Origin of the sequence: Pseudoalteromonas sp. (assembly GCF_041613455.1) — a bacterium.
Classification (GTDB): domain Bacteria; phylum Pseudomonadota; class Gammaproteobacteria; order Enterobacterales; family Alteromonadaceae; genus Pseudoalteromonas.
This window is the reverse complement of record NZ_JBFJHD010000034.1, coordinates 1-23,787: the sequence shown is the minus strand read 5'-3', so window position 1 is coordinate 23,787 and position 23,787 is coordinate 1. Positions and strand designations below refer to the sequence as shown.

Here is a 23,787-nt window from a genome sequence, read left to right as displayed (position 1 = left end):
CCATTTTGACTGGTTTATTCATTCGTTTTCAAACCCTTCAGTATGCTTAACCTGTGTTGCATTAAGCTTTTTAATCATGTGTTTTACCAGCCCTTCACCCGCAGTTGCTAGGTTTTCAGGGCCATTTAATTGTTTCGTTTGCACCATATTCATACCTGCATAGCCACATGGGTTAATGCGTAAAAATGGACTTAGGTCCATATTAACATTTAATGCTAAGCCATGAAATGAGCAACCACGCCGAACGCGTAAACCTAATGAGGCAATTTTGCTGTCGTTAACGTAAACACCGGGTGCATCCGCTTTTGCATACGCGGCAATATCGTAGTCTGCGAGCGCGTCAATAATGCATTCTTCAAGCCAAGTAACCAGTTCACGCACACCAATTTTTAAACGACGTAAGTTAAATAAAACATACATCATTTGTTGGCCGGGGCCGTGGTAGGTTACTTGTCCGCCGCGATCTACTTTGATCACTTCGATGTCGCCTGGGGCAAGTAAGTGTTCGTCTTTACCGGCTTGACCTTGGGTAAACACGGGGTCGTGCTCTACCAGCCAAATTTCATCGGCAGTATTGTCGTCACGGGTGTCGGTGAATGCTTGCATTTTTTGCCAAATAGGCAAGTAACGTTGGCGACCAAGTTGGCGTACAATTAAAGTGTTTTCGTTCACAACAAATCTCAATTAGGCTTAAAGCATGTGACGTACGTCATCAATATTACTGATCACGTTATAAATTTGTTCGATGTGCGCGCCACTCGTAACGGTTGCCACAAGCGAAACCGACTCGTAATTACCTTTGCTACTCGGTTTTACTTTAGGGGCATAGTCACCCGGTGCAATTGGTTGTAGCTTGGCTAAAATTTGATCGGTTAAGTTAACATTAGCCAGCCCCATTATTTTAAAGGTGAACGGGCAAGGAAACTCTAAATACTCATCAAATTTAGTATCTTTAACAGGTTGAACCACGGTAGTGACTCCTCATACAAAAAGTGTTGGCTTAATCTTGCTGTCAGGCAAACCCTAAGCTTAAAACTGTTGGGTTAATAGCAATCTGAGTTACGCTTTTCGGGGGCCCAAAACGAACAACTCAACATGATTGACTTATATGGGGCGCATTCTAGCACTTTTCAAGCAAAAAAAAACGCCTCACAACGGAGGCGTTAAGATTGTTGTACAGCGGTTTACATTATCTGTAAACGTAAGTAGTCATAAATTTTGCTAAAGAAGCTGCCTTCTTCGACTTCTTCAAGGGTAACTAGCGGATATTGTGCAATATCTTCACCTTCTAGCTGTAAAAATAAAGTACCTACTTTAGTGCCTTTCGCCAATGGCGCTTCAAGGACATTATCTAATTTAAAATTGGCTTTTAAATTTTTATGCTGACCACGAGGAATGGTAATAGGGGTATCTTGTAAAATACCTAATGAAACATTTTCTTTATTACCCATCCAAATACGTTGCTGTGCAAAGCTGTCACCGGCTTTATAAGGTGTAATTGTCTCGTAAAAACGAAAGCCGTAGTTAAGCAGTTTTTTACTTTCAACTTTACGGGCGCGCTCACTGGACGTGCCCATCACAACCGCAATTAAACGCATATCGTTTTTAGTGGCTGAGGTCACTAAGCTGTAGCCTGCTTCTGAGGTATGGCCCGTTTTAATGCCATCGACATCTAGGCTTTCATCCCATAATAATGAGTTACGGTTATATTGTTTAATACCGTTATAGGTAAATGATTTTTTCTTGTACAGCGCATACTCATCGGGTACATCACGAATAAGTGCGGCACCGAGTGTTGCCATATCGCGTGGTGTGGTGTAATGCGCGTCGGTATCTAGGCCATGGCTATTAATGAAGTGGCTGTTTTCCATGCCTAGTTTTGCGGCATGCGCGTTCATTAAATCTGCAAAGGCGCTTTCGCTTCCAGCGATATGCTCTGCCATGGCAACACAGGCATCGTTACCCGATTGAATAATGATACCGTGGTTCAGCTCGTCGACACTGATTTGTTTACCCACTTCAATGAACATTTTTGATGATTCAGGGAAGTTTTTAGCCCAGGCTTTTTCGCTCACAGTCACCATGTCGGTGGGGGCGATATTACCGGCTTTGATTTCGGTACCAATCACATAACTGGTCATCATTTTTGTTAAGCTAGCGGGAGCCAGTTTTGTGTCTGCATTGCCCTGTGCAATGACTTTACCGGTTGTAAAGTCAACCAAAAAATAACCTTTCGCATTAACTTGAGGGGGCGCTGGAATTATTTGGGCGGTGGCTGAAAATACAGCGGCAGAACAGATTAAGCCGCATAGACCAGTAAGAATTTTATGTTTAATAGATTTCATCATACTCATTAATGGTTAAAGTTAAAATTTGCGTTAGCCCATTCTATACCCAAACTACCCCGAGATGCGAGTTTCAGGTGGAATTAAAAACGACTTAGGCAAGGCATTGATTACAAATAATAGTCACTCTATTGTTCAAATCAATAACGCAGTATAAATCGTTTTTAAACCAACCCCCAGGGCGTTTCACTGGAGCTTATTCTCTGTGTTGTTACTTTTTAAAAGGGATTACCATTTCAGCAAAGTAACGCCTAGATATTGAGCCCCAGTGCAACGCTGAATTCTGCAGCTTGGGATGGTTTGGGTATTAGTCTTACTGAGTGTAAAGCAAGAACGCGTTCTTAAATTGGTTTTGTTTTAGCTTATTTAACACGTGTTGTGCGTGTTGAGCATCGTGTATCGGCCCTAAATGCAACCGATAAATAGCGTCTTGTTGTACAATATTAGTCGGTAATTGGTATTGTTGGCGTAAGCTACTGGCTAACGCTTCAATATTTGCCAGTGTACTCCCTGCAGCGACTTGAATGTAGGTTTGGCTGGCAGTCGAATTTTCAAGCGTAACGGCCTCTACCTTAACCTTCGCTGTACCATGGGTGTAATAGCCTAATTTATAAGCCGCGGCATAGGAAAGATCAATTATTCTATCGTCATGGAACGGGCCGCGATCATTCACGCGGACTATCACCGATTTGCCATTACTTAGATTAGTTACTTTTGCAAAGCTGGGTAACGGTAAGGTTTTGTGCGCCGCTGTCATGGCAAACATATCGTAGATTTCGCCATTAGAGGTATGATAACCATGAAATTTACGCCCATACCAAGAAGCAATACCTTCTTCGACGTAACCACTTTCATTGAGCATCGGCGTATAGCTTTTACCCAACACGGTATAAGGACGCCCAGCACTGGCACTTTTGGTGACTTTAGTAACTACGGCATCTTGCATTTCTAATGGCGTAGGTACACGCAGCGGGGCTGCATCGTGGCGCATGCTATAACGGCTATTCGAGCCACTATTAGAGCTACTACATGCCGTTAAAAGCAGTAATAAGCTGATGATGAATAGTTGAGTGTGCAGTCGCATTATTTTAGTAGCATCCTTTTATCCGTCGCGATGGACATAATAATGCCAAAGCTCGCCATCAGTGTCACCATAGACGTGCCGCCATAGCTGATCAGTGGCAGCGGTACGCCAACAACCGGCAACAGCCCCGACACCATACCAATATTTACAAACACATAGACAAAAAAGGTCAAGGTTAACGAGCCGGCTAATAATTTACCAAAGGCGTCTTGTGCATGTACTGCTATATATAAACCGCGGCCCATAATAAATAAATATAAGCTGAGCAGAATACAGACTCCAAATAAACCAAACTCTTCACTTAATACCGAAAAAATAAAGTCGGTGTGGCGCTCGGGTAAAAACTCCAGTTGTGATTGTGTTCCTTGCAACCAACCTTTGCCTTCTATACCACCTGAGCCAATGGCAATTTTAGATTGAATAATATGATAACCCGAGCCCAGCGGATCGCTTTCAGGGTCTAAAAAGGTCAGTACCCGTTGTTTTTGATAGGCGTGCATACCGTAGTGCCAAAAAGGCCAGGCAGCTAATCCAACAACCGCGCTAAAAAAGCCGATTAACCGCCAGCTCAAACCCGATAAAAACAGCACAAAAATTCCAGAGCTGGCAATTAAAATAGAGGTACCTAAGTCGGGCTGTTCTTTAATAAGTAGCGTAGGGATCATAACGATAACAAAGCCAATGACTAAGTGTAGCGGGCGAGGCGGTAAATGATTGCGGCCTATGTACCATGCTACCATCATTGGCACGGCGAGTTTCATTAACTCTGAGGGTTGAAAGCGGGTAATGCCTAAGTTTAGCCAGCGCTGTGCGCCTTTAGAAGTGACACCAAACAATAACACTGCCACGAGCATTAACAAGCCAACGCAGTAAAGCGGGATCACTAAGCGTTTTAAGGTAGCGGGCGCAACTTGAGCAAGCATCAGCATAGCCACAATAGCCCCCCCCATACGTGTTATATGGCGGATCATCATGGCGCTGTCTTGGCCGCTGGCACTGTAAACAATAACAATGCTGCCGACCATCATCAGCAACAGTGCGATAAATAAGGGCAGATCTATATGTAATCGCGCCCAAATAGAGCGTTTATCGTGTAAGGCGGTCATGGAGTGGTGCTCCTGGTCTGCTGTATCGGATTAGCTGCAAAGTAATAGTCCATTAGTTGGCGTGCAATAGGTGCCCCAACCGAACTGCCGCCGCCGGTATTTTCTACCACAATAGACACCACAATTTGTGGATTATTATAAGGCGCAAAGCCGACATAAATTGCATTATCACGTTGGTGTTCTTTCAGCGCATCGGCATCGTAGCGCTCACCCTGGGCAATGCTCACCACCTGTGCGGTGCCTGTTTTACCGGCTGGATCGTAGTTAACGCCTTTAAATGCCCTATGTGCCGTACCGGTTACTTTTTTCACCGTGTTGTGCATAGCGTCAATAGCGATACGCCAGTTGTCTGCGTTATTAAGTACCACAGGCGGCTTTTCTTCATTATTTAACTGCTCTACTTGATCGACTTTTTTAGCCACCTGTACTAAATGTGGTGGATGACGTACGCCACGATTAACCAATATATTGGTGGCATTCGCTATTTGAATCGGTGTGGCGGTCCAATAACCTTGTCCTATACCCACCGAGATAGTGTCACCACGCCACCATGACTCTTTAAAGCGGCCTTCTTTCCACTCTTTTGACGGTAAGATAGCGGTGGTTTCTTCGTGAATATCAATACCCGATAATTCGCCAAAGCCAAAACGCGCCATAAAGTCACTTATTTTAGTAATGCCTAAGCGATAGGCGGCATCGTAAAAGTAGGTATCACAGGACTCTTCAATGGCTTTGTATACATCAACATGGCCATGCCCCCAGCGCTTCCAGTCGCGCCATTTATGCTCAACATTAGGAATTTGAAAAAAACCAGGATCCCACATGGTGGTGCTTTCACTGACAATGTTCTCTTCTAATGCCAAAATAGCCATGTGCGGCTTTACGGTAGAGGCGGGGGCATAACGCCCTTGTGTGGCGCGGTTAATTAAAGGCCGATCGGAGTTGAGCAGTGCTTTATAATTTTTGCTACTAATACCGTGCACAAATAAATTAGGATCGTAACTGGGGTTAGAATACAGTGCCAGCACCCCGCCATCTTTGGCATCCATCACCACAATTGCGCCGCGCATGTCTTTGAGTGCATGTTGTGCTATTTGTTGTAGTCCAATGTCGAGGGTGAGCACTAAATCGCTGCCCGGTTGTGGCGGGAGCATGCTTAAAGTGCGAATAATACGGCCGCGATTATTCACTTCCACCCGTTGTGAGCCGACTTGCCCATGCAGTAGCTCTTCGTAATACTTTTCGATACCCAGTTTGCCAATATCGTGTGTGGCGCGGTAGTTTGTTGCTTGGTCTTGTTGTTCGAGTTTATTAAGATCTTTACGGCTTAGTTTGGCCACATAGCCCAGCGCGTGGGTCAGTGTATCGCCATAAGGGTAATAGCGCGCGAGGCGAGCTTCAATACTAAAGCCGGGGAATTTGTGTTGGTTAACCGAAAATCGGGCCACTTCGGTTTCATTTAAGCGAGCTTTTAGTACTTGGCTTTTGAAACGGCGGGTGTACTTAATGTTTTCTAAAAAGTCGTTTCGTTCTTGTTCGCTAATCTCAATAATAGTACTAACTTGCTGCAACTCAGCGGCTAAGTCATCCACCTCTTCGGGAATAACTTCCAGATTATAAACCGGTTTATTTTCTGCCAGCAGCACGCCGTTGCGGTCGTAAATTAAGCCACGGTTAGGCGCAATAGGAATGACTTTGATACGGTTATCGTTAGAGCGAGTTTGATAATCTTGATGGTCGTCGACCTGAATTTTGTACAGGTTAGACAGCAGTACGGCAATTAACGCCAGAATAAAAATAAAACCCACAAATGCGCGCCGTGCGAATAAGTTCGCTTCTGCTGAATGGTCGCGGATCGTGGGTCTTCGTTTTAACATAGCAAGGGGTTACTCGCGATGATAAGGGTGGTTGTTATTTAAACTCCAGCCACGGTACAGGCTTTCGGCAACAATAATGCGCACTAAAGGGTGTGGCAGTGTTAAATTAGATAACGACCACTTTTGCTCTGAGGCTGCAATACACTCGGGTGCCAGTCCTTCAGGGCCGCCAATTAGCAAACTGACATCACGGCCATCGAGTTGCCATTTTTGCATGTTTTTAGCAAGTTGGTGGGTATCGAGTGGTTTACCGGTGACTTCTAAAGTAACAATACGATTGCCTTTGGGAATAGCGGCTAAGGTTTTTTCGCCTTCGGTATGTAAAATGCGCTTAATATCGGCATTTTTACCCCGTTTTCCGGCAGGAATTTCAATCAGCTCCAGCGCCATATCTTTAGGAAAGCGGCGTTGGTACTCGGCAAATCCCGTTTCTACCCAGGCTGGCATTTTGGTACCAACGGCAATCATTTGTATTTTCACGTATTAGTTCCAAGCTTAATTACAAAAATTGTGCGGCTTTAGCCCCACAGTTTTTCTAGATCGTAATAGCTACGCGCTTGATCTTGCATCACGTGAACAACCACATCACCTAAATCTACCAATGCCCATTCACCGTCGCTTTGGCCTTCATAGCCCAATGGTTCTTGACCTGCATGGCGAGCTTCTTTAGCTAAGTTATCAGCAATTGATAGCACATGACGTCTTGATGTTCCAGAGCACACCACCATGTAATCTGTGATGTCTGATGTTTCTGTTACGTCAATATGAACCACATCGCGTGCCTTCATATCGCCAATTTTATCTAGTGCAAAAGCAAGTAGTTGTTTCGAATCCAAGGTTTTGTCTCAATTTTAAATGTAATAGCGTGTATTTTAACATGCTAGGGGGTATATACCAATCACTGTTGGCGAGTATTCACCTGCCAATATCAGTGAGTATTATCGTCATTTAAATAAAGCGCATGCTGTTGTATGTACTGACTCACGGCATCGGGCAATAGTTCATTCTTTTTATTGGTTTTTTTAAGTTGCTGACGAATAATACTGGATGCGGCATCTAGCGGCTCACCGGGTAAAAAATACAGCTTGCCAGCAATGCTGTGCCCCAGTGCACTGGGGTCATCCACTTGGGCTTGCTGCATATAGGCGTGTAACTCACCACTTACATTGCGCTGCTGTGCTGGGCGCTGATACACCACAATATGACAAAGCTGGGTAATAGCTTGCCATTGGTGCCATTGGTCGAGGCTATTAAACGAGTCCATGCCAATTAAAAATAAAATAGGGGTAGTGGGGTGGGCAGCTCTTAACTCTTGTAAACTCAGTAGTGAATACGAGGGGCCACTGCGCTTTAACTCGCGTAAGTCGAGCTTAAAAAAGGGGTAGGGCGCAATGGCAGCGTTTAACATTGCTACGCGATGCTGCGTATTGATACCTGGCGCTGCTTTATGAGCCGGCAGTGCGCAGGGCATAAAGTAGAGGGTGTTTAAATTAAAAGCACTGACGCATTGTTTAGCCATATTTAGATGGCCTAAATGGACGGGGTCAAAAGTGCCTCCAAAAATTGCGATCATAATAAACTCTACACTGTATTGGTTTTAATTAAGGGCGTGGCACGGCAAAGCAATATTAATGGGTTGGCAAAACTTAATGCAAATATGTGCCAGTACTTGATAAGGCGCAATTAAGTTACCTTGCTTATAACTGGCATCAAATTGCGCTAAGTCGCTGCTAATTTGCTCAAGGGTAGTCAAGTTTAAGCGCTTTATGGCACTTTGTAACGGTGCTTGCTGATTCTTCCAAATCGCTTTTTGTTTAAATATAGTTGCTAATGGCTCGCCATTTAATAGGCCTAGTTGCACACTGATCAAGGTATTAAGTTCTTTATTGATTGCCCATAAAATGCTCACCACTTCGGTGTTATCGTTGGCCAACTTGTGCAGCACTTTTATAACTTGGTTAGCGTGACCATTTAAAAGCGCGTCAGTTAAATCGAAAATATCAAACTTGGCTTGATTTAGTAGCCCTTGCATCACTAACTGCTGAGTAATTAACGCATCACCATGCAGTAGCGATAGCTTTTCTAGCTCCTGAAAGCAGGCTAATAAGTTTCCTTCGGTGGCACTAATTAAGCTCAGTTTGGCTTCATTTTGCATGTTTAGCGATAGGCGTTGGCATTGCTCATCAAGCCAACGCTTAACGTGGGTGCCGGTTAGTGGATAACAGGGAACAAATAGCCCGTGTTTATCCAGTGCTTTAAACCACGCACTGCGTTGCACGTCTTGGCCGGCTTTAGCACCTTTAACAATTAAAATGGTATCGGGGTTAATCAGTTCAATGATCTGCTTAAAGGTATTGCCGCCAGGAATGCCTGGCTTTTGCTGGTTTAAATCAAGCTCAATTATGGTCCGTTCGCTAAACAGCGACATACTTTGATATTGAGCTATAATTTCTTGCCAATCAAACCCTTGCATTAAAGTGAACTTAATAACCTCAGCAAAACCTTGTTGCTTTGCCACATCGCGGATCTGTTGCACACATTGCGCTTCTTGAAATGGCTCTTCACCAAACACTAAGTAAAAAGGCTTTAAGCCTTTTTTAAGTTCACTGGGTAATTGATTAGCGTAACAGCGCATTACAGTTGCGACAGCTCTCTAGCAATACGGCGGCTAGCTTGCAGGCGAATTTCGCTGATCAGTAGCTCAAGCTCTTTCGCTTTTGCTAGCGCATGATCGGGATCGTCTTGATAATTACGATACAGTTCAAAGCGTTTTTCGATTGCCTTGCCATTGGGGCGGTTTAGAGCATAGCTGACACTGTAAGTAAGCTCGTACTCTGCAACCTGACCATTTTGAAATAACGACAATGTTTGCCGTTCTAGCTGCTCTTTAAATACGTATAGTTGCGCCGCCGTTTTGCTTGGCGCAACCAGTGTGACACCGCTGGCCAGTAACTCACTTTTTACCGCACTAAATAATGCCGACTTTTCATCGTCGCCAACCAGTGTTAGCTGTTTTAAATCGTCGGGCAGGCTAGAGGCTTTCTTTAAATGAAAGCCACAACTGGTAAGTAAAAAACAGACTAGCACTAAGGCTAGTCCGTTTTTAATGGCGTTAACAGCAGCCATGTTAGTTTGCTACCACGTTAAGTAACTTACCCGGTACGTAGATAACTTTACGAATGGTCACGCCATCGGTAAATTTAGCCACGTTAGGCTCAGCAAAAGCCACCGCTTCTACTTGCTCTTGGCTTGCATCGGCGGCAACGGTTAGCTTAGCGCGTAATTTACCGTTAACTTGCACAACAATTAGCTTTTCATCTTCAACTAGGGCTGACTCATCAACGCGTGGCCAGCTCGCGTCAATAATATCGCCTTCTTTACCTAGGTCTTGCCATAGTTGATGGGCTAAATGCGGTGTAATCGGTGCGAGCATAATAAGTAATGCTTCAAGTGCTTCGTTAGCAATTGCCACATCTTGCTTGTCGTTTAATGGCGCTTTTAATAGCTTATTAGACAGCTCCATGATCGCGGCAATGGCGGTGTTAAAGGTTTGACGACGTTCAACATCATCGGTTACTTTAGCAATTGCTTTGTGTAACTCACGACGCAGTACTTTTTGCTCGTTATTCAGTGCGCCTTTATTAAGCGGTTGAAAACCTACTGTTTTAACGTCTACCGCGTATTTCCATACTCGTTTTAAGAAGCGGTGTGCGCCTTCTACCCCTGAATCTGACCATTCCAGCGTTTGCTCTGGTGGTGCAGTAAACATCATAAATAAACGCACGGTATCGGCACCGTACTGTGCAATTACTTGCTGTGGATCAATACCGTTATTTTTAGACTTCGACATTTTACTCATGCCTGAAGAAAATACCGGTTTACCATCCACTTTATGCCATGCCTTAGTAACGCGGCCTTTGTCGTCGGTTTCGGTATTTACGTCGCTTGGCGAGATCCATACATCGCCGCCTTTCTCATCTTTACGATAGAAAGTTTCCGCCAGTACCATGCCTTGACACAGTAAACGGTCAAATGGCTCGTCTGAATTAACTAAGCCAAAGTCACGTAATAATTTATGGAAAAAACGCGAATATAATAAGTGTAAAATGGCGTGCTCAATACCGCCAATGTATTGGTTTACCGGTAACCAGTAGTTAGCTGCAGCAGGGTCTAGCATGCCTTCGTCATGACGTGGGCTACAGTAACGCGCGTAGTACCAAGACGACTCCATAAAGGTGTCAAAGGTATCGGTTTCGTGAAACGCGGGTGCGCCATTCACGGTGGTTTTTGCCCACTCAGGATCCGCTTTAATCGGCGAGGTCACGCCGTTCATTACTACGTCTTCAGGTAAACGCACCGGTAGCATATCTTCAGTAGCAGCCAGCTCGTTACCGTCTTCGTCGCTTAGCATTGGAATTGGCGAACCCCAGTAACGCTGGCGGCTAACCCCCCAGTCACGCAAACGGAAGTTTACTTTACGTTTACCCACGCCTAGCGCTTCTAGTTTGTCGGCAATGGCATTAAATGCGGCATCAAATTCTAGGCCGTCAAATTCGCCCGAATTAACTAACACACCTTTGTCGGTATAGGCTGCTTCGTTTAGGTTTACTTGTTCTTCTGCGCCTTCAAGTGGGGCAATCACTTGTTTAATTTCAAGGCCATAAGCGGTGGCAAATTCAAAGTCACGTTGGTCATGTGCCGGTACGGCCATTACCGCACCTGAGCCATAATGCATTAATACAAAGTTAGCAATCCAAATTGGTACTTGCTCACCGGTCAGTGGGTGAGTGGCAAAAAAGCCGGTAGCGATGCCTTTTTTCTCCATGGTGGCCATATCGGCTTCACTGACTTTGTTGTTTTTACACTCTTCAACAAACAGTGCCACAGAGTCGCTATTTTTAGCCGCTTCTTGTGCTATAGGGTGTCCTGCTGCTACCGCAACGTAAGTCACACCCATAAAGGTATCGGGGCGGGTGGTGTAAACACTAAATGTTTCGTCTTTGTCGGTACGCTTAAACTCGATGTCACACCCTTCAGAGCGACCAATCCAGTTGCGCTGCATGGTTTTAACTTGCTCAGGCCAGTCTTCTAGCTTGTCTAAATCGTCAAGTAGCTCTTGCGCGTAGTCGGTAATTTTAATAAACCATTGTGGAATTTCTTTTTGCTCAACCACCGCGCCTGAACGCCAGCCGCGACCATCAATCACTTGTTCGTTGGCCAGTACAGTTTGATCAACCGGATCCCAGTTAACCGTCGACATTTTTTTATACACTAGGCCTTTTTCGTACAACTTAGTGAAAAACCATTGTTCCCATTTATAGTATTCTGGGTGACAGGTGGCGATTTCGCGATCCCAGTCATAACCAAAACCAAGTTGCTTAAGTTGGGTACGCATATAGTCAATATTTTCGTAAGTCCACTTTGCCGGCGCTGTTTTATTTTTAATAGCCGCATTTTCCGCTGGTAAACCAAACGCATCCCAACCCATAGGTTGCATGACATTTTTGCCTTTTAAGCGCTGAAAACGAGAAACAACATCACCGATAGTGTAGTTACGCACATGGCCCATATGGAGTCGACCACTCGGATATGGGAACATAGAAAGGCAGTAATACTTTTCTTTACTCTCATCTTCTGTGACTTTAAATACTTTATTTTCTTCCCAGTATTGTTGGATTTTTGACTCTATTTTTTGCGGGTTATATTGCTCTTGCATCGTGCTTCCAGACTTCTTACGACTAATAAAAAATTGTCGTAAGGATACCCCAAATAAATCGCTATTTATAGCGCCTTAACCGTGTTTTGATAAATTATAACCTTCAGTTGAGGTTAACCTATACTTATCTAAGTTATAGGGTGATTTAACAGCAATATTGTAGGAGTTTAAAATGGCAGATTACAAAACATGGCTGAGTGATTTAACCGATTGGCTAAAAGACGTAAAAGATCATGAAGTAAAGGATGCAGTAAAACGATTTGTTGAATCTGAGCAGGCACTTAAAAATTTAGGTGAAGAAAAATATCACCAATACCGCGACTATTTAATGCATGATTTAGAGCATGTGCAGCAACATGAAGAGCACTACAATTCGCTTGCATGGCAGGAGCTTAAAGAGTCCTTGTGGTACGAATTGTCGCATATCGAAGATAAAACACAGCTAGAATGGCAGTCATTGAGTCAAGATTTTAAGCACAAAGGGGTATATCACGCAGGCGAATGGATAGCCATGGGCACATTAGTATGTAAGAATTGCGGTCATAGTTATGATGTTTATCACGCCACGCAAATATTATCGTGCACACAATGTGATGGCATTTATTTTAGCCGTAAAGCACTACAACCCTAAATATAAGTATTAAGTGGTTGTAAGCCACTTAATACGCCAAAAGCCAGTAAGTTTACTGGTAAACAAAGAAGTTAGAATGACGAAAAAATTACTGCCACTACCTGTATCTGAGCTTGCACCCAGTATTTCTACAAATCATGTGCATATTTGCATGAGTAATCCATACCCAGAGCCACTAACCTTTATTGGCCAACAACGCGCCCAAAGTGCGTTGGATTTTTCATTGGGCATGGATTTACCCGGTTATAACGTTTATGTCATGGGCGAAGCCGCTCATGGACGTTTTACGCTAGTTAAAGACAAACTAAAACAACACGCTAAAGGCCGAGCAACGCCTAACGAGTGGCTGTATGTTAATAACTACGACGACCACCGCGAGCCAATCGCGTTATTTATGCAAGCTGGGCAAAGTAAAATGCTTGCCGATGATATCGACGCGTTTATTGATGAAGTGATTGATACCTTTCCGGCGGCATTTGATAACCCGGCTTATCAGCGCAAGAAAAAGTCGATAGACCGTGAGTTTAACGACGCTTACGACAGTGCTATCACGGCGGTAGAAATCGCCGCGCTGGAACAAAATGTCGCGCTAATAGAAGATAAAGGCGTGGTGGGCTTTGCCCCTTTAATTGATGGTAAGCAACTTAGCGATAACGAATTTTCACACCTTGATGATGAGTTGCGCGAAACGTTTTTTGAAAAAATTGAAAAACTGGAAGATGCCTTAATCGAAGCACTGATAGAGCTGCCGCGTTGGAAGCGTGAATCTAAAGAAAAACTGCGTAACCTGAAAAAAGCCACCACAGAGCAAGCCACTAAACCATTACTAAAAGATTTAGAGCACAAATACGCCAGCCATATTGGCGTGCTGCGCTATTTAAAAGATATTCGTGTTGAAATTATAGATGCGGTGCTGGAGTGGTTAGACGACGAAGGTGAAAGCGAAGAAAACAAAGAAGACTTTGATCGTAAAGGCATGCTCACCGACTTTTTTGCGCCCAATATTTTGGTTGAATTTAAAGAAGAAGATGCCGCTCCCGTGGTGTATGAGCCAAATCCCACCTTTGGTAACATCTTTGGTAAGGTCGAGTACGCCACTTCACAGGGCTCACTGATCACCAGTTATCGTTCTATACAGCCTGGTGCACTGCATCGTGCCAATGGCGGCTATTTAATTATGGACGCCGAAAAAGTGATGGCACAGCCACAAGTGTGGGACGGCTTAAAGCTGTCGCTGAAGACCCATCAAATTAAAAACGATTTACCGTACCAAGACAGTGTTGTGGGCAGTAGCTTCACTTTGCGCCCGCAACTAATACCGCTTGATGTAAAAATTATTTTGTTAGGCTCGCGCGAGTTGTATTACACCATCGGTGAGTACGACGAAGAGTTTGCCGAGTTATTTAGAGTATTAGCCGATTTTGACTACTACTTACCAAGTAGTGACAAATTACAGTACCAATTTATTACTAAAGTAACCGAGTACTGCCAACAGTCATTAAAGTGCAGCACCACCGAAGCGGCCATGGTGCGATTACTTAAGTTTAGTTATCGTCAAGCTGAGCACCATAATAAACTGTCGGCACGTTTTGCCGATGTGCTTGAGTTAGTAGCTGAGGCCAGCTTTTACGCGAAACAAGACAAGCTTAGCGTGATTGATGCGCACCACATCGACGAAGCTATTGAAGGTAAACAATACCGAACTGGGCAAATTAGCGAAAATATGCTCAGTGATATTAAAGAAGGCCACACCTTAATTGCCACCGATGGCCAAGCTATCGGCAAAGTTAACGGCTTAACGGTACTGCACATTGGAGATACCTCGTTTGGTACCCCCGCGCGCATTACTGCAACCGTGTATGCCGGTGCCGATGGCGTATTAGATGTAGAGCGTGAAGCCGAGCTGGGTAAGGCGATTCACTCCAAAGGCGTAATGCTATTAACCGGTTACTTAGGCAACAAATACGCGCAGCACTTTAGTTTAACCTTGAGCGCGAATATCGCGATAGAGCAAAGCTATGGCTATATCGATGGCGACAGTGCGTCACTTGCCGAGCTGTGTGCGTTAATTTCGGCAATCACCAGTTTACCGTTAAGTCAGTCAATTGCGCTGACCGGTTCGATTAACCAACACGGTGATGTGCAAGCCATTGGCGGCGTAAACGAAAAAATAGAAGGTTTTTTTAAGCTCTGTAAAATGCGTGGTTTGAGCGGCGAGCAAGGCGTTATTATTCCTAAATCGAATCAAGTTAATTTGGTACTCGATGACGAAATTTTGGATGCCGTTGAACACGGTAAATTTAGTATTTACGCGGTAGAAACGGTAGACCAAGCGCTGAATTTATTAATGGCCATTGAAGCGGGCGATTTAGTTAACGGACACTACCCGGAACACTCAGTGAATGGACTGGCGTTAGCGCGACTGAAAGAGATTGCCGGTATTGTTAACGGTGATAGCGACGATGACAAAGACGCAGAGCTTGAAGAAGGAAAAGGTGAATTATGATCAATACCATTTTAGCGATTATCATTGCCATATTTTGTTTTTTAATTTTTCAAAATAGTAAAAAAGCCAAACAGCAGGCAGGTATAAATGCGCAAATAGGCGCCGATTACTTAGCCGCGAACGCAAAAACGGCGGGCGTAGTTGAAACCGACTCAGGCTTACAGTACAAAGTGCTGCAACGCGGTGAGGGTGAGCAAAAGCCAACTGCGCAAAGTAAAGTAAAGGTGCATTACCATGGCACCTTAATCGACGGCACAGTGTTTGACAGCTCAGTTGAGCGTAATACGCCCATTAGCTTTGGTTTAAATCAAGTGATCAAAGGCTGGACCGAAGGTTTACAACTAATGAGCCCAGGCGATAAATACCTGTTTTATGTGCCACACCAACTGGCGTATGGCGAAAAAAGAGTGGGCAGTATTCCACCGGCTTCGGTATTGATATTTGAAGTGGAGTTACTCGCCATTGAGAGTTAATTTTTAATGGCTGAATATTTTAAAGCCCTGCTTGGTATCAAGCAGGGCTTTTTATAAACCGAAAAATAATTATTAATGTTGATTAGTCAGCTGGTCAAATTAATAAAGGTTTATTGTGGTTTACGTGATGTTTTTAAAGTAACGCCTGTATTTCAGCATCAGCAAATGCTAATTCGAAGCGCTCTTTATAAAGTAGTTGTAAATCATTGGTATGCATACTCGGAATATCTTGCTCACCAGTAAAGTTTTTATTTATAAGCGTAGTCCCAGAGCCATCTTTTATAATCAGATCAAAGTCATACCAGGAGTTATCAGTAAAAGCATGATGGTCATACTTCCACTCATTAAGCACAATAATGATAGCCGGTGTATCGGCATCTGCTTTAATGTTATTAATATTCACTTGTGGCGTTGTAGGTATTAATTTAGCGTTAATACCAGCACGAATAAAGCCAGCAGCAAGGCGTTTACCTAAGTGTTGAGGCATAGTTTCGCCAGTAACGAGGTTTCGTGTATAAGGTATCCCAAAGCCAGAACGACTTAATCCTTCAAAGCCAGATAATTTATCGCCATTTACAACATAAGGGCGGTGATCAACGACAGCAATTTGTAATTCATCGACTTGGGGCTTATTTAAGGTAGGAGCCGCTTGCTCTGCGGTCATTATGCTGGTGCAGCCAGTAGTTAAAAGTAGGCCAATTAAGATAAAGATTGAGGCTATTTTATTCACATTATATTCCTTTTTATGTGTTTGCGGTTAGATAATAAAGTCAAACTGTAGAATTTTAAGTAATTCATTGAGTTGTTTGATTTTATTGATGCGCATACTATTAATAAAGCCAGAATAAAGCAAGAAAGTATTGCTTTATGTTGTAGGGGTGATATTAAAGTGCGTATTAGGTGCTAAGTATTGATATGAAATTGTACGCATACAATCGATATTATTTGTTATAGCTTCTTCATCAGCTAACTCTAATTCAAGGCCGCTTTCCTTTCAGTCTCAATACTTACTATGACAGCTATGGAGCGATTAAAAATGGTTTACATTAAGCTTGCAAGGCATGCATGTTACTCGTTGCTTAGCTTATGTTAGGTAGCTGACTAATTTACTGCAATACTATTCAAAGCGTAAAAACTACGTTTTTATTTATCAGAGGGCTTATCGTGAAAAAATTATTACAAGTAGATTTTGATTTTGCCGGTCCATTTGGCGAGGAAATGTCAGTTGCGTTAAAAGGGTTAGCAGAGTCTATTAACCAAGAACCCGGTGTTATTTGGAAAATTTGGACCGAAAACCAACAAGGTCAACTCGCCGGTGGTATTTACCTGTTTGAAGATGAAGCGTCGGCACAGGCGTACTTAACAATGCATACCGCACGTTTAAAAGCGCTTGGCGTGAACGAGGTACGCGGTCAATTATTCGATGTTAATGTGCCGCTTTCGGCAATTAATAACGCGCCGCTAAAGTAACCACACAAGCACCGAGATGTGACAACACGCTAATCTGCAAAGGCTGCCATGTGCAGTCTTTTTTTATTTATTTGTTGTCAAATAAATGACTTACTGTAAAGTCCATAAAATAGTTAGTGATTAACCCATTAGCCGTATGTGACCTGCCAGTGTTGGGCGTTTACTACATACGATAGAACAGCATAGGCGGAAATTAACAACATGTTTGAAGATGAATTATTGTACGGATTAAGCAGTGTAATGATTGCGGTGGGTCTGTTTGTAACCATAATTATTTGTAACGAAATGGGGTTCAGAGCAGGGCGCTTTATTCAGGCGCGTACCGACAGCGAAGTAAAAGCCCTCACCGGCTCAATACAAGGCAGCATCCTAGGTTTGCTTGCGTTATTACTGGGTTTTACCTTTAGTATGTCGATGCAGCGTTATGACAATCGCAGCATGGCGTTAATTGATGAAGCTAACAGTATTGGCACGGCTGTTTTACGCATCGAGTTATTGCCAGCAGAATATCAACAACCCGCCAGCGAGTTATTTGAACAATACTTGGAGCTGCGTGTTGCGATTGGCCAGCTAGATTTAACTAAACACCAGCAACGTAACGACTACAATAAAAAAATAGCCAACATTCAAGCTGAACTATGGACATTAGCTGTTGAGGCGACCAATGTTGATCCGCGCCCTGTTACTACTGGCGCGTTTGTAAAGTCGTTAAATGATGTCATAGACAGCCAAGGTAAGCGCAACGCGTTACTGCAAATGCATGTACCTGAGGTGGTGTTAATGCTGCTGTTTGTGGTGTTTATTTCATCGGGCGGCATTATGGGCTACTCGGCGGGACTCAGTGGGCAACGTATTATTGCTCCAATAGTGTTGGTGTCGTTACTGATCACCCTGATCGTATTTATTATTATCGACTTAGACAGACCAAAACGCGGCGTGATCCAAGTAAACCAAGCCGGCATGGTGGAACTGTTAGAAAGTATTAAAACGGTTCGATAAAGATAAAATTAAGCCCAACCATGGCGTTGGGCTTAAATTCTAGCTGAAGGCTAAACCTAGCGCCTTTAATTTTTAACCTTTAACCTTTAACCTTTAACCTTAAATCTAGCAGCCAATCCACCCACACCCAGCAGCACCACAACTGCCCATACAAATAGGTTGCCATATTGACTGTACACGCTATCGCCCTGAATAAGCTTGATGTGCGCTTTCATGGTGGTGGCTGCAAACTGTGGCATGGTTTGCTCGGTATGGCTGATGGGGTCGTACACGCCACTCACGCCATTGTTGGTAACGCGTACCAGTGGGCGTTGTAGCTCTAAGGCACGCATACGCGCAATTTGCATATGCTGGTGGGGGCCAATGGAGTCGCCAAACCACGCGTCGTTACTCACGGTAAAGAGCAAGTCTGACTGGCTTTGGTAGTTGCCGCGCACCAGATCGCTAAATACAATTTCGTAGCAAATGGCCGGCAATAAGTTAAAGCCGTTGGCGCGCAGATTATTTTGTACTTTTTCGCCACGGGTAAACGACGACATAGGTAAATCAAATAACGGGGCAATCGGGCGCAGTATATCTTCAAACGGCACAAACTCACCAATGGGTAACAGCTGGTGTTTTTGGTAGCGGTTTTTATCGAGATAGTGATAATGGCCATGCTCGTCGTTACGCTCTTTGTTACCCACCACAATAAGCGTATTAAAAATAGTACGAGTATCCAGTTGGTAATCAACAATGCCGGTAACGAGGGCGGTTTTATTAAAGGATGCAGCGTTATCTAAGTTAGCTAAGTATTCGTCGGCCAGTGCTTCTATTTCCGGTACAGCGGCTTCAGGCCAGACGATTAAATCTGCATCCCAATGCGTGCGCGTCATGTCTTGATACTTACTCATGGTGGTCCAAAACTCACTGGGCTCAAAGCGCAGGTGCTGTTTTATATTGCCTTGTACCAACAAGGTTGACATGGTTTTGCCAGAATAGCGTGTGGTAGTACTAAAGTGTGCAGCGCTAAGCAGCAGTGCTATAGCGACAGCAACACCACTGAGAGTAATAAAGTCTTTTTGACTCAGACGGTATAAAGCAAAGCCAATTGCTACGCAGCTTAAGGTTAAACCAAACTCACCAATATACGGCGCAAGCAGCTGCAGCGGACTGTCTGTTTGCGTATAACCAAAGCTAAGCCACGGAAAGCCCGTCAGTAAGCTGCCACGTAAATATTCGCTAATAGCAAAGCTTGCGATTAATAATGCGCCATAGCTTTTCGGGCCACTGGCAAAGCGAGTGGCCGCCCAAAATGCGAGTGCAGGGAAGAGCGCTAAATAAGCACACAATAGCGCCATCAGCGCTAATGAGGCGACCAATGGCATGCCGCCAAAGGTGGCAATCGACACATGTACCCAGCTAATACCGGCACCAAACCAGCCTAAACCAAATATAAAGCCATATTTAGCCGCGGTTTTGGCGGGGGCTTTGCCTGTTTTAGTTGGCTGAATGCAAAATAGAATGGCGGCAAGGCTAATAAACACCAAGGGCCAAATATAGAAAGGGGCATAGCTAAAAGTTAAAATAAGGCCCGCAAATAATGCGAGCCATACGTTTTTATCTTTTGCTAATAGGGTGACCTTAGTTAGCAGAGTCTTCACTGTCGTTATCATCAGCCTTAGGTACGGTCACTTGCAGCTGCAAGATACGACGATTGTCAGAGTTAGTTACTTTAAACTGGTAACCGTCTATTTCTATGGTTTCACCACGACTTGGCATATGACCAAAGGCGTGTAGTACGGTGCCACCAATGGTATCGGCTTCCTGCGTGCTGTAACCCGTTTTAAAGTGGTCGTTAAAGTCATCCACTGGTGTTAATGCTTGCACCACGTACACATGCTTAGCAAGTTGGCGAATATCTTGTTGATCTTCTTCTTCGTCGTGCTCATCTTCGATTTCACCCACGATAATTTCAAGAATATCTTCAATTGTCACTAAGCCCGAGACACCGCCGTACTCATCAATCACAATCGCCATATGATAGCGTTGCTGACGAAATTCGTTAAGCAGGGTATCAACACGTTTACTTTCTGGCACCACCATCGCAGGGCGCAAGTATTCACGTAAAGAGGGTAAGTGCTCATCTTTGTTTAAGATCAGTGGTAATAAATCTTTAGCGAGCAAAATCCCTTCTACATGGTCTTTGTCTTCACATACAACCGGAAAACGCGAGTGAGTTGAATCAACCATCATCGGGATGAGTGTTTCAAGTGGGCTGTCGATTTCCAGTGTCACCATTTGTGAGCGCGGCACCATAATGTCCCGCACTTTAAGCTCAGACACGCCAAGCACACCTTCAATCATATCTTTGGTTTCTGGATCGATTACATCCCGCTCTTGCGCATCGGCAATCACTTCAACCAGCTCTTCTCTATTCTGGGGTTCCCCTTGCAACATTTGGGCTATGCGGCCCAACCACGTTTTGCCAGAAGAACCCTGGCTAGATTGCGAGTTACCGTCGCTCATTACGTCTATATGCTCCGTTAATTTAAATATCGTCCCGATATGGGTCAGCTATGTTTAGCTCTGCAAGTAATTGCTTTTCTATGCTTTCCATTTCAAAAGCCTCTTCACTCTTTATATGGTCAAAGCCGAGTAAATGCAAGCATCCATGAATAACCATATGCGCAAAGTGGTCATGAAATGACTTTTCTTGCTCAATTGCTTCAGCGTGTACAATCGCTGGGCAAATAATTAAATCACCCACTAAAGGAATATCAATCCCCGGGGGTGCTTCAAATTCAAACGACAACACGTTGGTTGGTTTATTCTTACCGCGGTAGTCATTATTAAGTTGTTGCGACTGCGCTTCATCACTAATGACAATAGTGAGCTCAGACTCATCGCGATAGTGGCTCAGGGCTTTATCGGCCCAAAGCAAAAATTGTGCTTCGCTGGGTAAGTTGTCAAACTCACAGGCGAGTTGTAAATCAAGTACTGTGGTCACGGTATTACTCTTTAGTAGTAGGCTGTTGTTGAGCGGCCAATTCATCGCGCGCTTTTTGCTTTTCAATGCGCTTCAGTCGCTCGCTTTCATCGTTGCGCTCGTACGCTTCAACAATACGTGCCACTACCGGGTGGCGCACCACATCGTGAGCTTTAAAAAAGTTAAAGCTGATTTCGTCTACGCCGTTTAGCACTTCAATAGCGTGTCGCAACCCTGAGCGTGTACCACGGGGTAAATCAACTTGCGTTATATCACCGGTGATCACCGCTTTGGAATTAAAACCAATACGGGTTAAAAACATTTTCATTTGCTCGGCTGTGGTATTTTGGCTTTCATCTAAAATAATAAACGCATCATTTAACGTACGGCCGCGCATATACGCAAGCGGCGCCACTTCAATAACGTTTTTTTCGATCAGCTTTTCTACTTTTTCAAAACCCAACATTTCAAACAAGGCATCGTAAAGCGGGCGCAGATAAGGGTCGACTTTTTGGCTTAAATCGCCAGGTAAAAAGCCAAGTTTTTCACCTGCTTCAACGGCTGGGCGAGTCAGTAAAATGCGGCGAATTTCTTGGCGCTCTAGCGCATCGACCGCGGCGGCTACCGCAAGGTAAGTTTTACCGGTGCCGGCAGGGCCAATACCAAAGGTAATGTCGTGATGCATTATATTGGCAACATAAAGGCCTTGGTTATCATTGCGTGGTTTAATCACCCCACGACGTGTTTTAATCACCATTTCTTTGCCGTAGGCGCTTTTAGGCATGTCTTGCTCTAATGCATTAGCCGCCGTGATTGCTAAATGCACGTTTTCGGGTTCTATTTCGCCAATTTCACCGCGTACAGGCTGAGTATCAACATAAAGGTTTTTTAATATCTCTACCGCACTGGCGCTACTGTAGGTTTTACCTGTTACTTTAAAAAAGTTATCGCGATGGATTATCTCAACACCTAGACGGCGTTCAATCTGTTTGATGTTTTCGTCAAACGGGCCACATAAAGAGGAAAGGCGTTTGTTATCGGCAGGTTCTAAATAAATCTCTAACGTTTTTAACTGATTACTCAAAATTACTTCCTATAGCATGGCGCCAGCAGTTGCTGGCGCTAAGAGTGTCCACTAAGGAACGAAAGTAGCAACGCCAATTTCGTTCGTAGGGTCTGGTTTTGGCTCAAGACTCGCAGCTTTTGTTAAAATAGCTGAAGGAGCAATATCACGGCGTAAGTTCATTTCTGATTCTGTACGAATTAAGTCACCACGTAAAGAGTTAGGTAGTGCTTCGGTTATACGTACATCAACAAACTGACCGATCACTGTGTGTGGACCAACAAAGTTCACTACACGGTTATTTTCGGTACGGCCACGTAATTCCATTGGGTTTTTCTTTGAAGGCCCTTCAACCAGAATGCGTTGCTCGGTATCGAACATTTGGCGGCTAATTTGCTGTGCCATTTGCGTAATACGGTTTTGTAATAGGTATAAGCGCTCTTTTTTCTCTTGCTCTGTTACATCATCCGGTAAGTCAGCAGCCGGCGTGCCTGGACGCGCACTGTAAATAAAGCTAAAGCTCATATCAAAACCGATATCGCTGATTAACTGCATTGTGGCTTCAAAGTCGGCTTGGCTTTCACCTGGAAAACCAATAATGAAGTCAGATGACATGCTTAAGTTAGGGCGAATTTTACGTAATTTACGAATAATCGACTTGTACTCAAGCGCAGTGTGGCCACGTTTCATTAGGTTTAGAATACGGTCTGAACCACTTTGTACCGGTAAATGTAAGTGATCAACCAGCTCTGGTACATCGGCATACACTTCAATAATGTCAGGGGTAAACTCTACCGGGTGCGACGTGGTATAACGAATACGGTCAATGCCATCAATTGCGGCAATGTAACGAATGAGATCTGAGAAATAACAAATTTCGCCGTCGTGAGTGTCGCCGCGATAGGCGTTTACGTTTTGCCCTAATAGATTAACTTCACGTACACCTTGCTCTGCTAGCTGCGCTACCTCAAGCAGCACATCGTCTACTGGACGGCTAACTTCTTCACCACGGGTGTAGGGAACAACACAAAAGGTGCAGTACTTAGAGCAGCCTTCCATAATCGACACAAAAGCAGAAGGACCTTCAGCTTTTGGCTCGGGTAAACGGTCAAACTTTTCAATTTCTGGAAATGAAATATCAACCACCGACGAGCCTTTGTCGCCTTGCACTTGTTTAATCATTTCTGGTAAACGATGCAGGGTTTGTGGGCCAAAAATAACATCGACAAACGGTGCACGCTGACGAATAGAATCACCTTCTTGTGAGGCAACACAGCCGCCAACACCAATGATCAGATCGGGCTTGTCGTCTTTTAATAACTTCCAGCGACCTAACTGATGAAATACTTTTTCTTGCGCTTTTTCACGAATTGAACAGGTGTTAAGTAAGATAACGTCGGCATCTGTTGCATCATCAGTTAGCTGATAGCCGTTGGTGGCATCTAAAAGTTCAGCCATTTTCTGAGAGTCGTATTCGTTCATCTGACAACCCCAGGTTTTAATATGCAGCTTTTTGCTCATTGAAATATAGCCTCGTGTTCAATTCGAT

At 44.1% G+C, this 23,787-nt stretch carries 23 protein-coding genes; 5 read left to right on the top strand and 18 right to left on the bottom strand.

All coding sequences use genetic code 11. The features are described from left to right. Positions 1 to 18 precede the first annotated feature (18 nt). The 12 genes from lipB to leuS all read right to left on the bottom strand — a co-directional run bounded on the left by lipB (position 19) and on the right by leuS (position 12,128). Positions 19 to 672, bottom strand: a complete 654-nt coding sequence (gene lipB / locus ABYB02_RS05690) for a lipoyl(octanoyl) transferase LipB (protein WP_372761495.1) — start codon at positions 670 to 672, stop codon at positions 19 to 21. An 18-nt stretch (positions 673 to 690) separates the two neighbouring features. Continuing rightward, a complete protein-coding gene (ybeD, locus tag ABYB02_RS05685) occupies positions 691 to 969 on the bottom strand; it encodes a DUF493 family protein YbeD (RefSeq protein WP_372761494.1) in 279 nt (92 codons plus the stop codon). Positions 970 to 1,184: 215 nt separating this feature from the next. Beyond that, positions 1,185 to 2,345 (bottom strand): serine hydrolase, encoded by a 1,161-nt coding sequence (locus ABYB02_RS05680; RefSeq protein ID WP_372761493.1) that lies wholly within the window; start codon positions 2,343 to 2,345, stop codon positions 1,185 to 1,187. Between the two features lie 313 nt (positions 2,346 to 2,658). After that, a complete protein-coding gene (locus tag ABYB02_RS05675; protein ID WP_372761492.1) occupies positions 2,659 to 3,429 on the bottom strand; it encodes a septal ring lytic transglycosylase RlpA family protein in 771 nt (256 codons plus the stop codon). Next, the gene (gene rodA, locus ABYB02_RS05670; protein WP_372761491.1) at positions 3,429 to 4,535 is read right to left on the bottom strand and encodes a rod shape-determining protein RodA; all 1,107 of its coding nucleotides are present in this window, start codon (positions 4,533 to 4,535) and stop codon (positions 3,429 to 3,431) included. The genes ABYB02_RS05675 and rodA overlap by 1 nt, the downstream gene beginning before the upstream one ends. Further along, positions 4,532 to 6,412, bottom strand: coding sequence for a penicillin-binding protein 2 (gene mrdA / locus ABYB02_RS05665; RefSeq protein WP_372761490.1), 1,881 nt, complete (start codon positions 6,410 to 6,412; stop codon positions 4,532 to 4,534). The genes rodA and mrdA overlap by 4 nt, the downstream gene beginning before the upstream one ends. Positions 6,413 to 6,421: 9 nt before the next feature. Next, on the bottom strand, positions 6,422 to 6,892 hold the full coding sequence (rlmH, locus tag ABYB02_RS05660; protein WP_372761489.1) for a 23S rRNA (pseudouridine(1915)-N(3))-methyltransferase RlmH: 471 nt from the start codon (positions 6,890 to 6,892) through the stop codon (positions 6,422 to 6,424). Between the two features lie 38 nt (positions 6,893 to 6,930). Beyond that, entirely contained in the window at positions 6,931 to 7,248 is a 318-nt protein-coding gene (rsfS, locus tag ABYB02_RS05655) for a ribosome silencing factor (protein WP_372761488.1), read from the bottom strand. A gap of 92 nt (positions 7,249 to 7,340) precedes the next feature. Next, the gene (gene nadD / locus ABYB02_RS05650) at positions 7,341 to 7,985 is read right to left on the bottom strand and encodes a nicotinate-nucleotide adenylyltransferase (RefSeq protein WP_372761487.1); all 645 of its coding nucleotides are present in this window, start codon (positions 7,983 to 7,985) and stop codon (positions 7,341 to 7,343) included. 24 nt (positions 7,986 to 8,009) lie between these two features. Beyond that, positions 8,010 to 9,047, bottom strand: a complete 1,038-nt coding sequence (holA, locus tag ABYB02_RS05645; RefSeq protein WP_372761486.1) for a DNA polymerase III subunit delta — start codon at positions 9,045 to 9,047, stop codon at positions 8,010 to 8,012. Then, a complete protein-coding gene (gene lptE, locus ABYB02_RS05640) occupies positions 9,047 to 9,538 on the bottom strand; it encodes an LPS assembly lipoprotein LptE (RefSeq protein ID WP_372761485.1) in 492 nt (163 codons plus the stop codon). Before lptE ends, holA begins: the two co-directional genes overlap by 1 nt. A 1-nt stretch (position 9,539) precedes the next feature. Further along, on the bottom strand, positions 9,540 to 12,128 hold the full coding sequence (gene leuS, locus ABYB02_RS05635) for a leucine--tRNA ligase (RefSeq protein WP_372761484.1): 2,589 nt from the start codon (positions 12,126 to 12,128) through the stop codon (positions 9,540 to 9,542). A gap of 172 nt (positions 12,129 to 12,300) precedes the next feature. Here leuS and ABYB02_RS05630 point away from each other — a divergent pair, with 172 nt between their 5' ends. The 3 genes from ABYB02_RS05630 (at position 12,301) to ABYB02_RS05620 (ending at position 15,738) form a co-directional block, all read left to right on the top strand. Further along, positions 12,301 to 12,759 (top strand): hypothetical protein, encoded by a 459-nt coding sequence (locus tag ABYB02_RS05630; protein WP_372761483.1) that lies wholly within the window; start codon positions 12,301 to 12,303, stop codon positions 12,757 to 12,759. Positions 12,760 to 12,835: 76 nt separating this feature from the next. Further along, positions 12,836 to 15,265, top strand: a complete 2,430-nt coding sequence (locus ABYB02_RS05625; protein WP_372761482.1) for a Lon protease family protein — start codon at positions 12,836 to 12,838, stop codon at positions 15,263 to 15,265. After that, complete coding sequence (locus ABYB02_RS05620) at positions 15,262 to 15,738, top strand: FKBP-type peptidyl-prolyl cis-trans isomerase (protein WP_372761481.1); 477 nt, start codon at positions 15,262 to 15,264, stop codon at positions 15,736 to 15,738. Before ABYB02_RS05625 ends, ABYB02_RS05620 begins: the two co-directional genes overlap by 4 nt. Positions 15,739 to 15,871: 133 nt before the next feature. Here the strand turns inward: ABYB02_RS05620 and ABYB02_RS05615 are convergent, their stop codons facing one another. Then, positions 15,872 to 16,468: a hypothetical protein gene (locus ABYB02_RS05615; RefSeq protein ID WP_372761480.1), complete on the bottom strand. Its 597-nt coding sequence runs from the start codon at positions 16,466 to 16,468 to the stop codon at positions 15,872 to 15,874. Between the two features lie 434 nt (positions 16,469 to 16,902). Between ABYB02_RS05615 and ABYB02_RS05610 the strand changes: the two genes are divergently transcribed. Both ABYB02_RS05610 and ABYB02_RS05605 read left to right on the top strand, forming a co-directional pair. After that, positions 16,903 to 17,208 (top strand): monooxygenase, encoded by a 306-nt coding sequence (locus tag ABYB02_RS05610; RefSeq protein ID WP_372761479.1) that lies wholly within the window; start codon positions 16,903 to 16,905, stop codon positions 17,206 to 17,208. A 201-nt stretch (positions 17,209 to 17,409) separates the two neighbouring features. Further along, complete coding sequence (locus ABYB02_RS05605) at positions 17,410 to 18,207, top strand: hypothetical protein (protein ID WP_372761478.1); 798 nt, start codon at positions 17,410 to 17,412, stop codon at positions 18,205 to 18,207. 86 nt (positions 18,208 to 18,293) lie between these two features. On the opposite strand, the gene lnt is transcribed toward ABYB02_RS05605, so the two are convergent. From lnt to miaB, 5 genes are read right to left on the bottom strand one after another with little or no spacing between them, the layout of a single operon-like run. Continuing rightward, a complete protein-coding gene (gene lnt, locus ABYB02_RS05600) occupies positions 18,294 to 19,850 on the bottom strand; it encodes an apolipoprotein N-acyltransferase (protein WP_372761477.1) in 1,557 nt (518 codons plus the stop codon). Beyond that, the gene (gene corC / locus ABYB02_RS05595; protein ID WP_372761476.1) at positions 19,831 to 20,715 is read right to left on the bottom strand and encodes a CNNM family magnesium/cobalt transport protein CorC; all 885 of its coding nucleotides are present in this window, start codon (positions 20,713 to 20,715) and stop codon (positions 19,831 to 19,833) included. The genes lnt and corC overlap by 20 nt, the downstream gene beginning before the upstream one ends. A 22-nt stretch (positions 20,716 to 20,737) precedes the next feature. After that, complete coding sequence (gene ybeY, locus ABYB02_RS05590) at positions 20,738 to 21,196, bottom strand: rRNA maturation RNase YbeY (RefSeq protein ID WP_372761475.1); 459 nt, start codon at positions 21,194 to 21,196, stop codon at positions 20,738 to 20,740. 4 nt (positions 21,197 to 21,200) lie between these two features. Beyond that, positions 21,201 to 22,259 (bottom strand): PhoH family protein, encoded by a 1,059-nt coding sequence (locus tag ABYB02_RS05585; protein ID WP_372761474.1) that lies wholly within the window; start codon positions 22,257 to 22,259, stop codon positions 21,201 to 21,203. A 51-nt stretch (positions 22,260 to 22,310) separates the two neighbouring features. After that, positions 22,311 to 23,759, bottom strand: a complete 1,449-nt coding sequence (gene miaB / locus ABYB02_RS05580) for a tRNA (N6-isopentenyl adenosine(37)-C2)-methylthiotransferase MiaB (protein WP_372761473.1) — start codon at positions 23,757 to 23,759, stop codon at positions 22,311 to 22,313. Positions 23,760 to 23,787 lie beyond the last annotated feature (28 nt).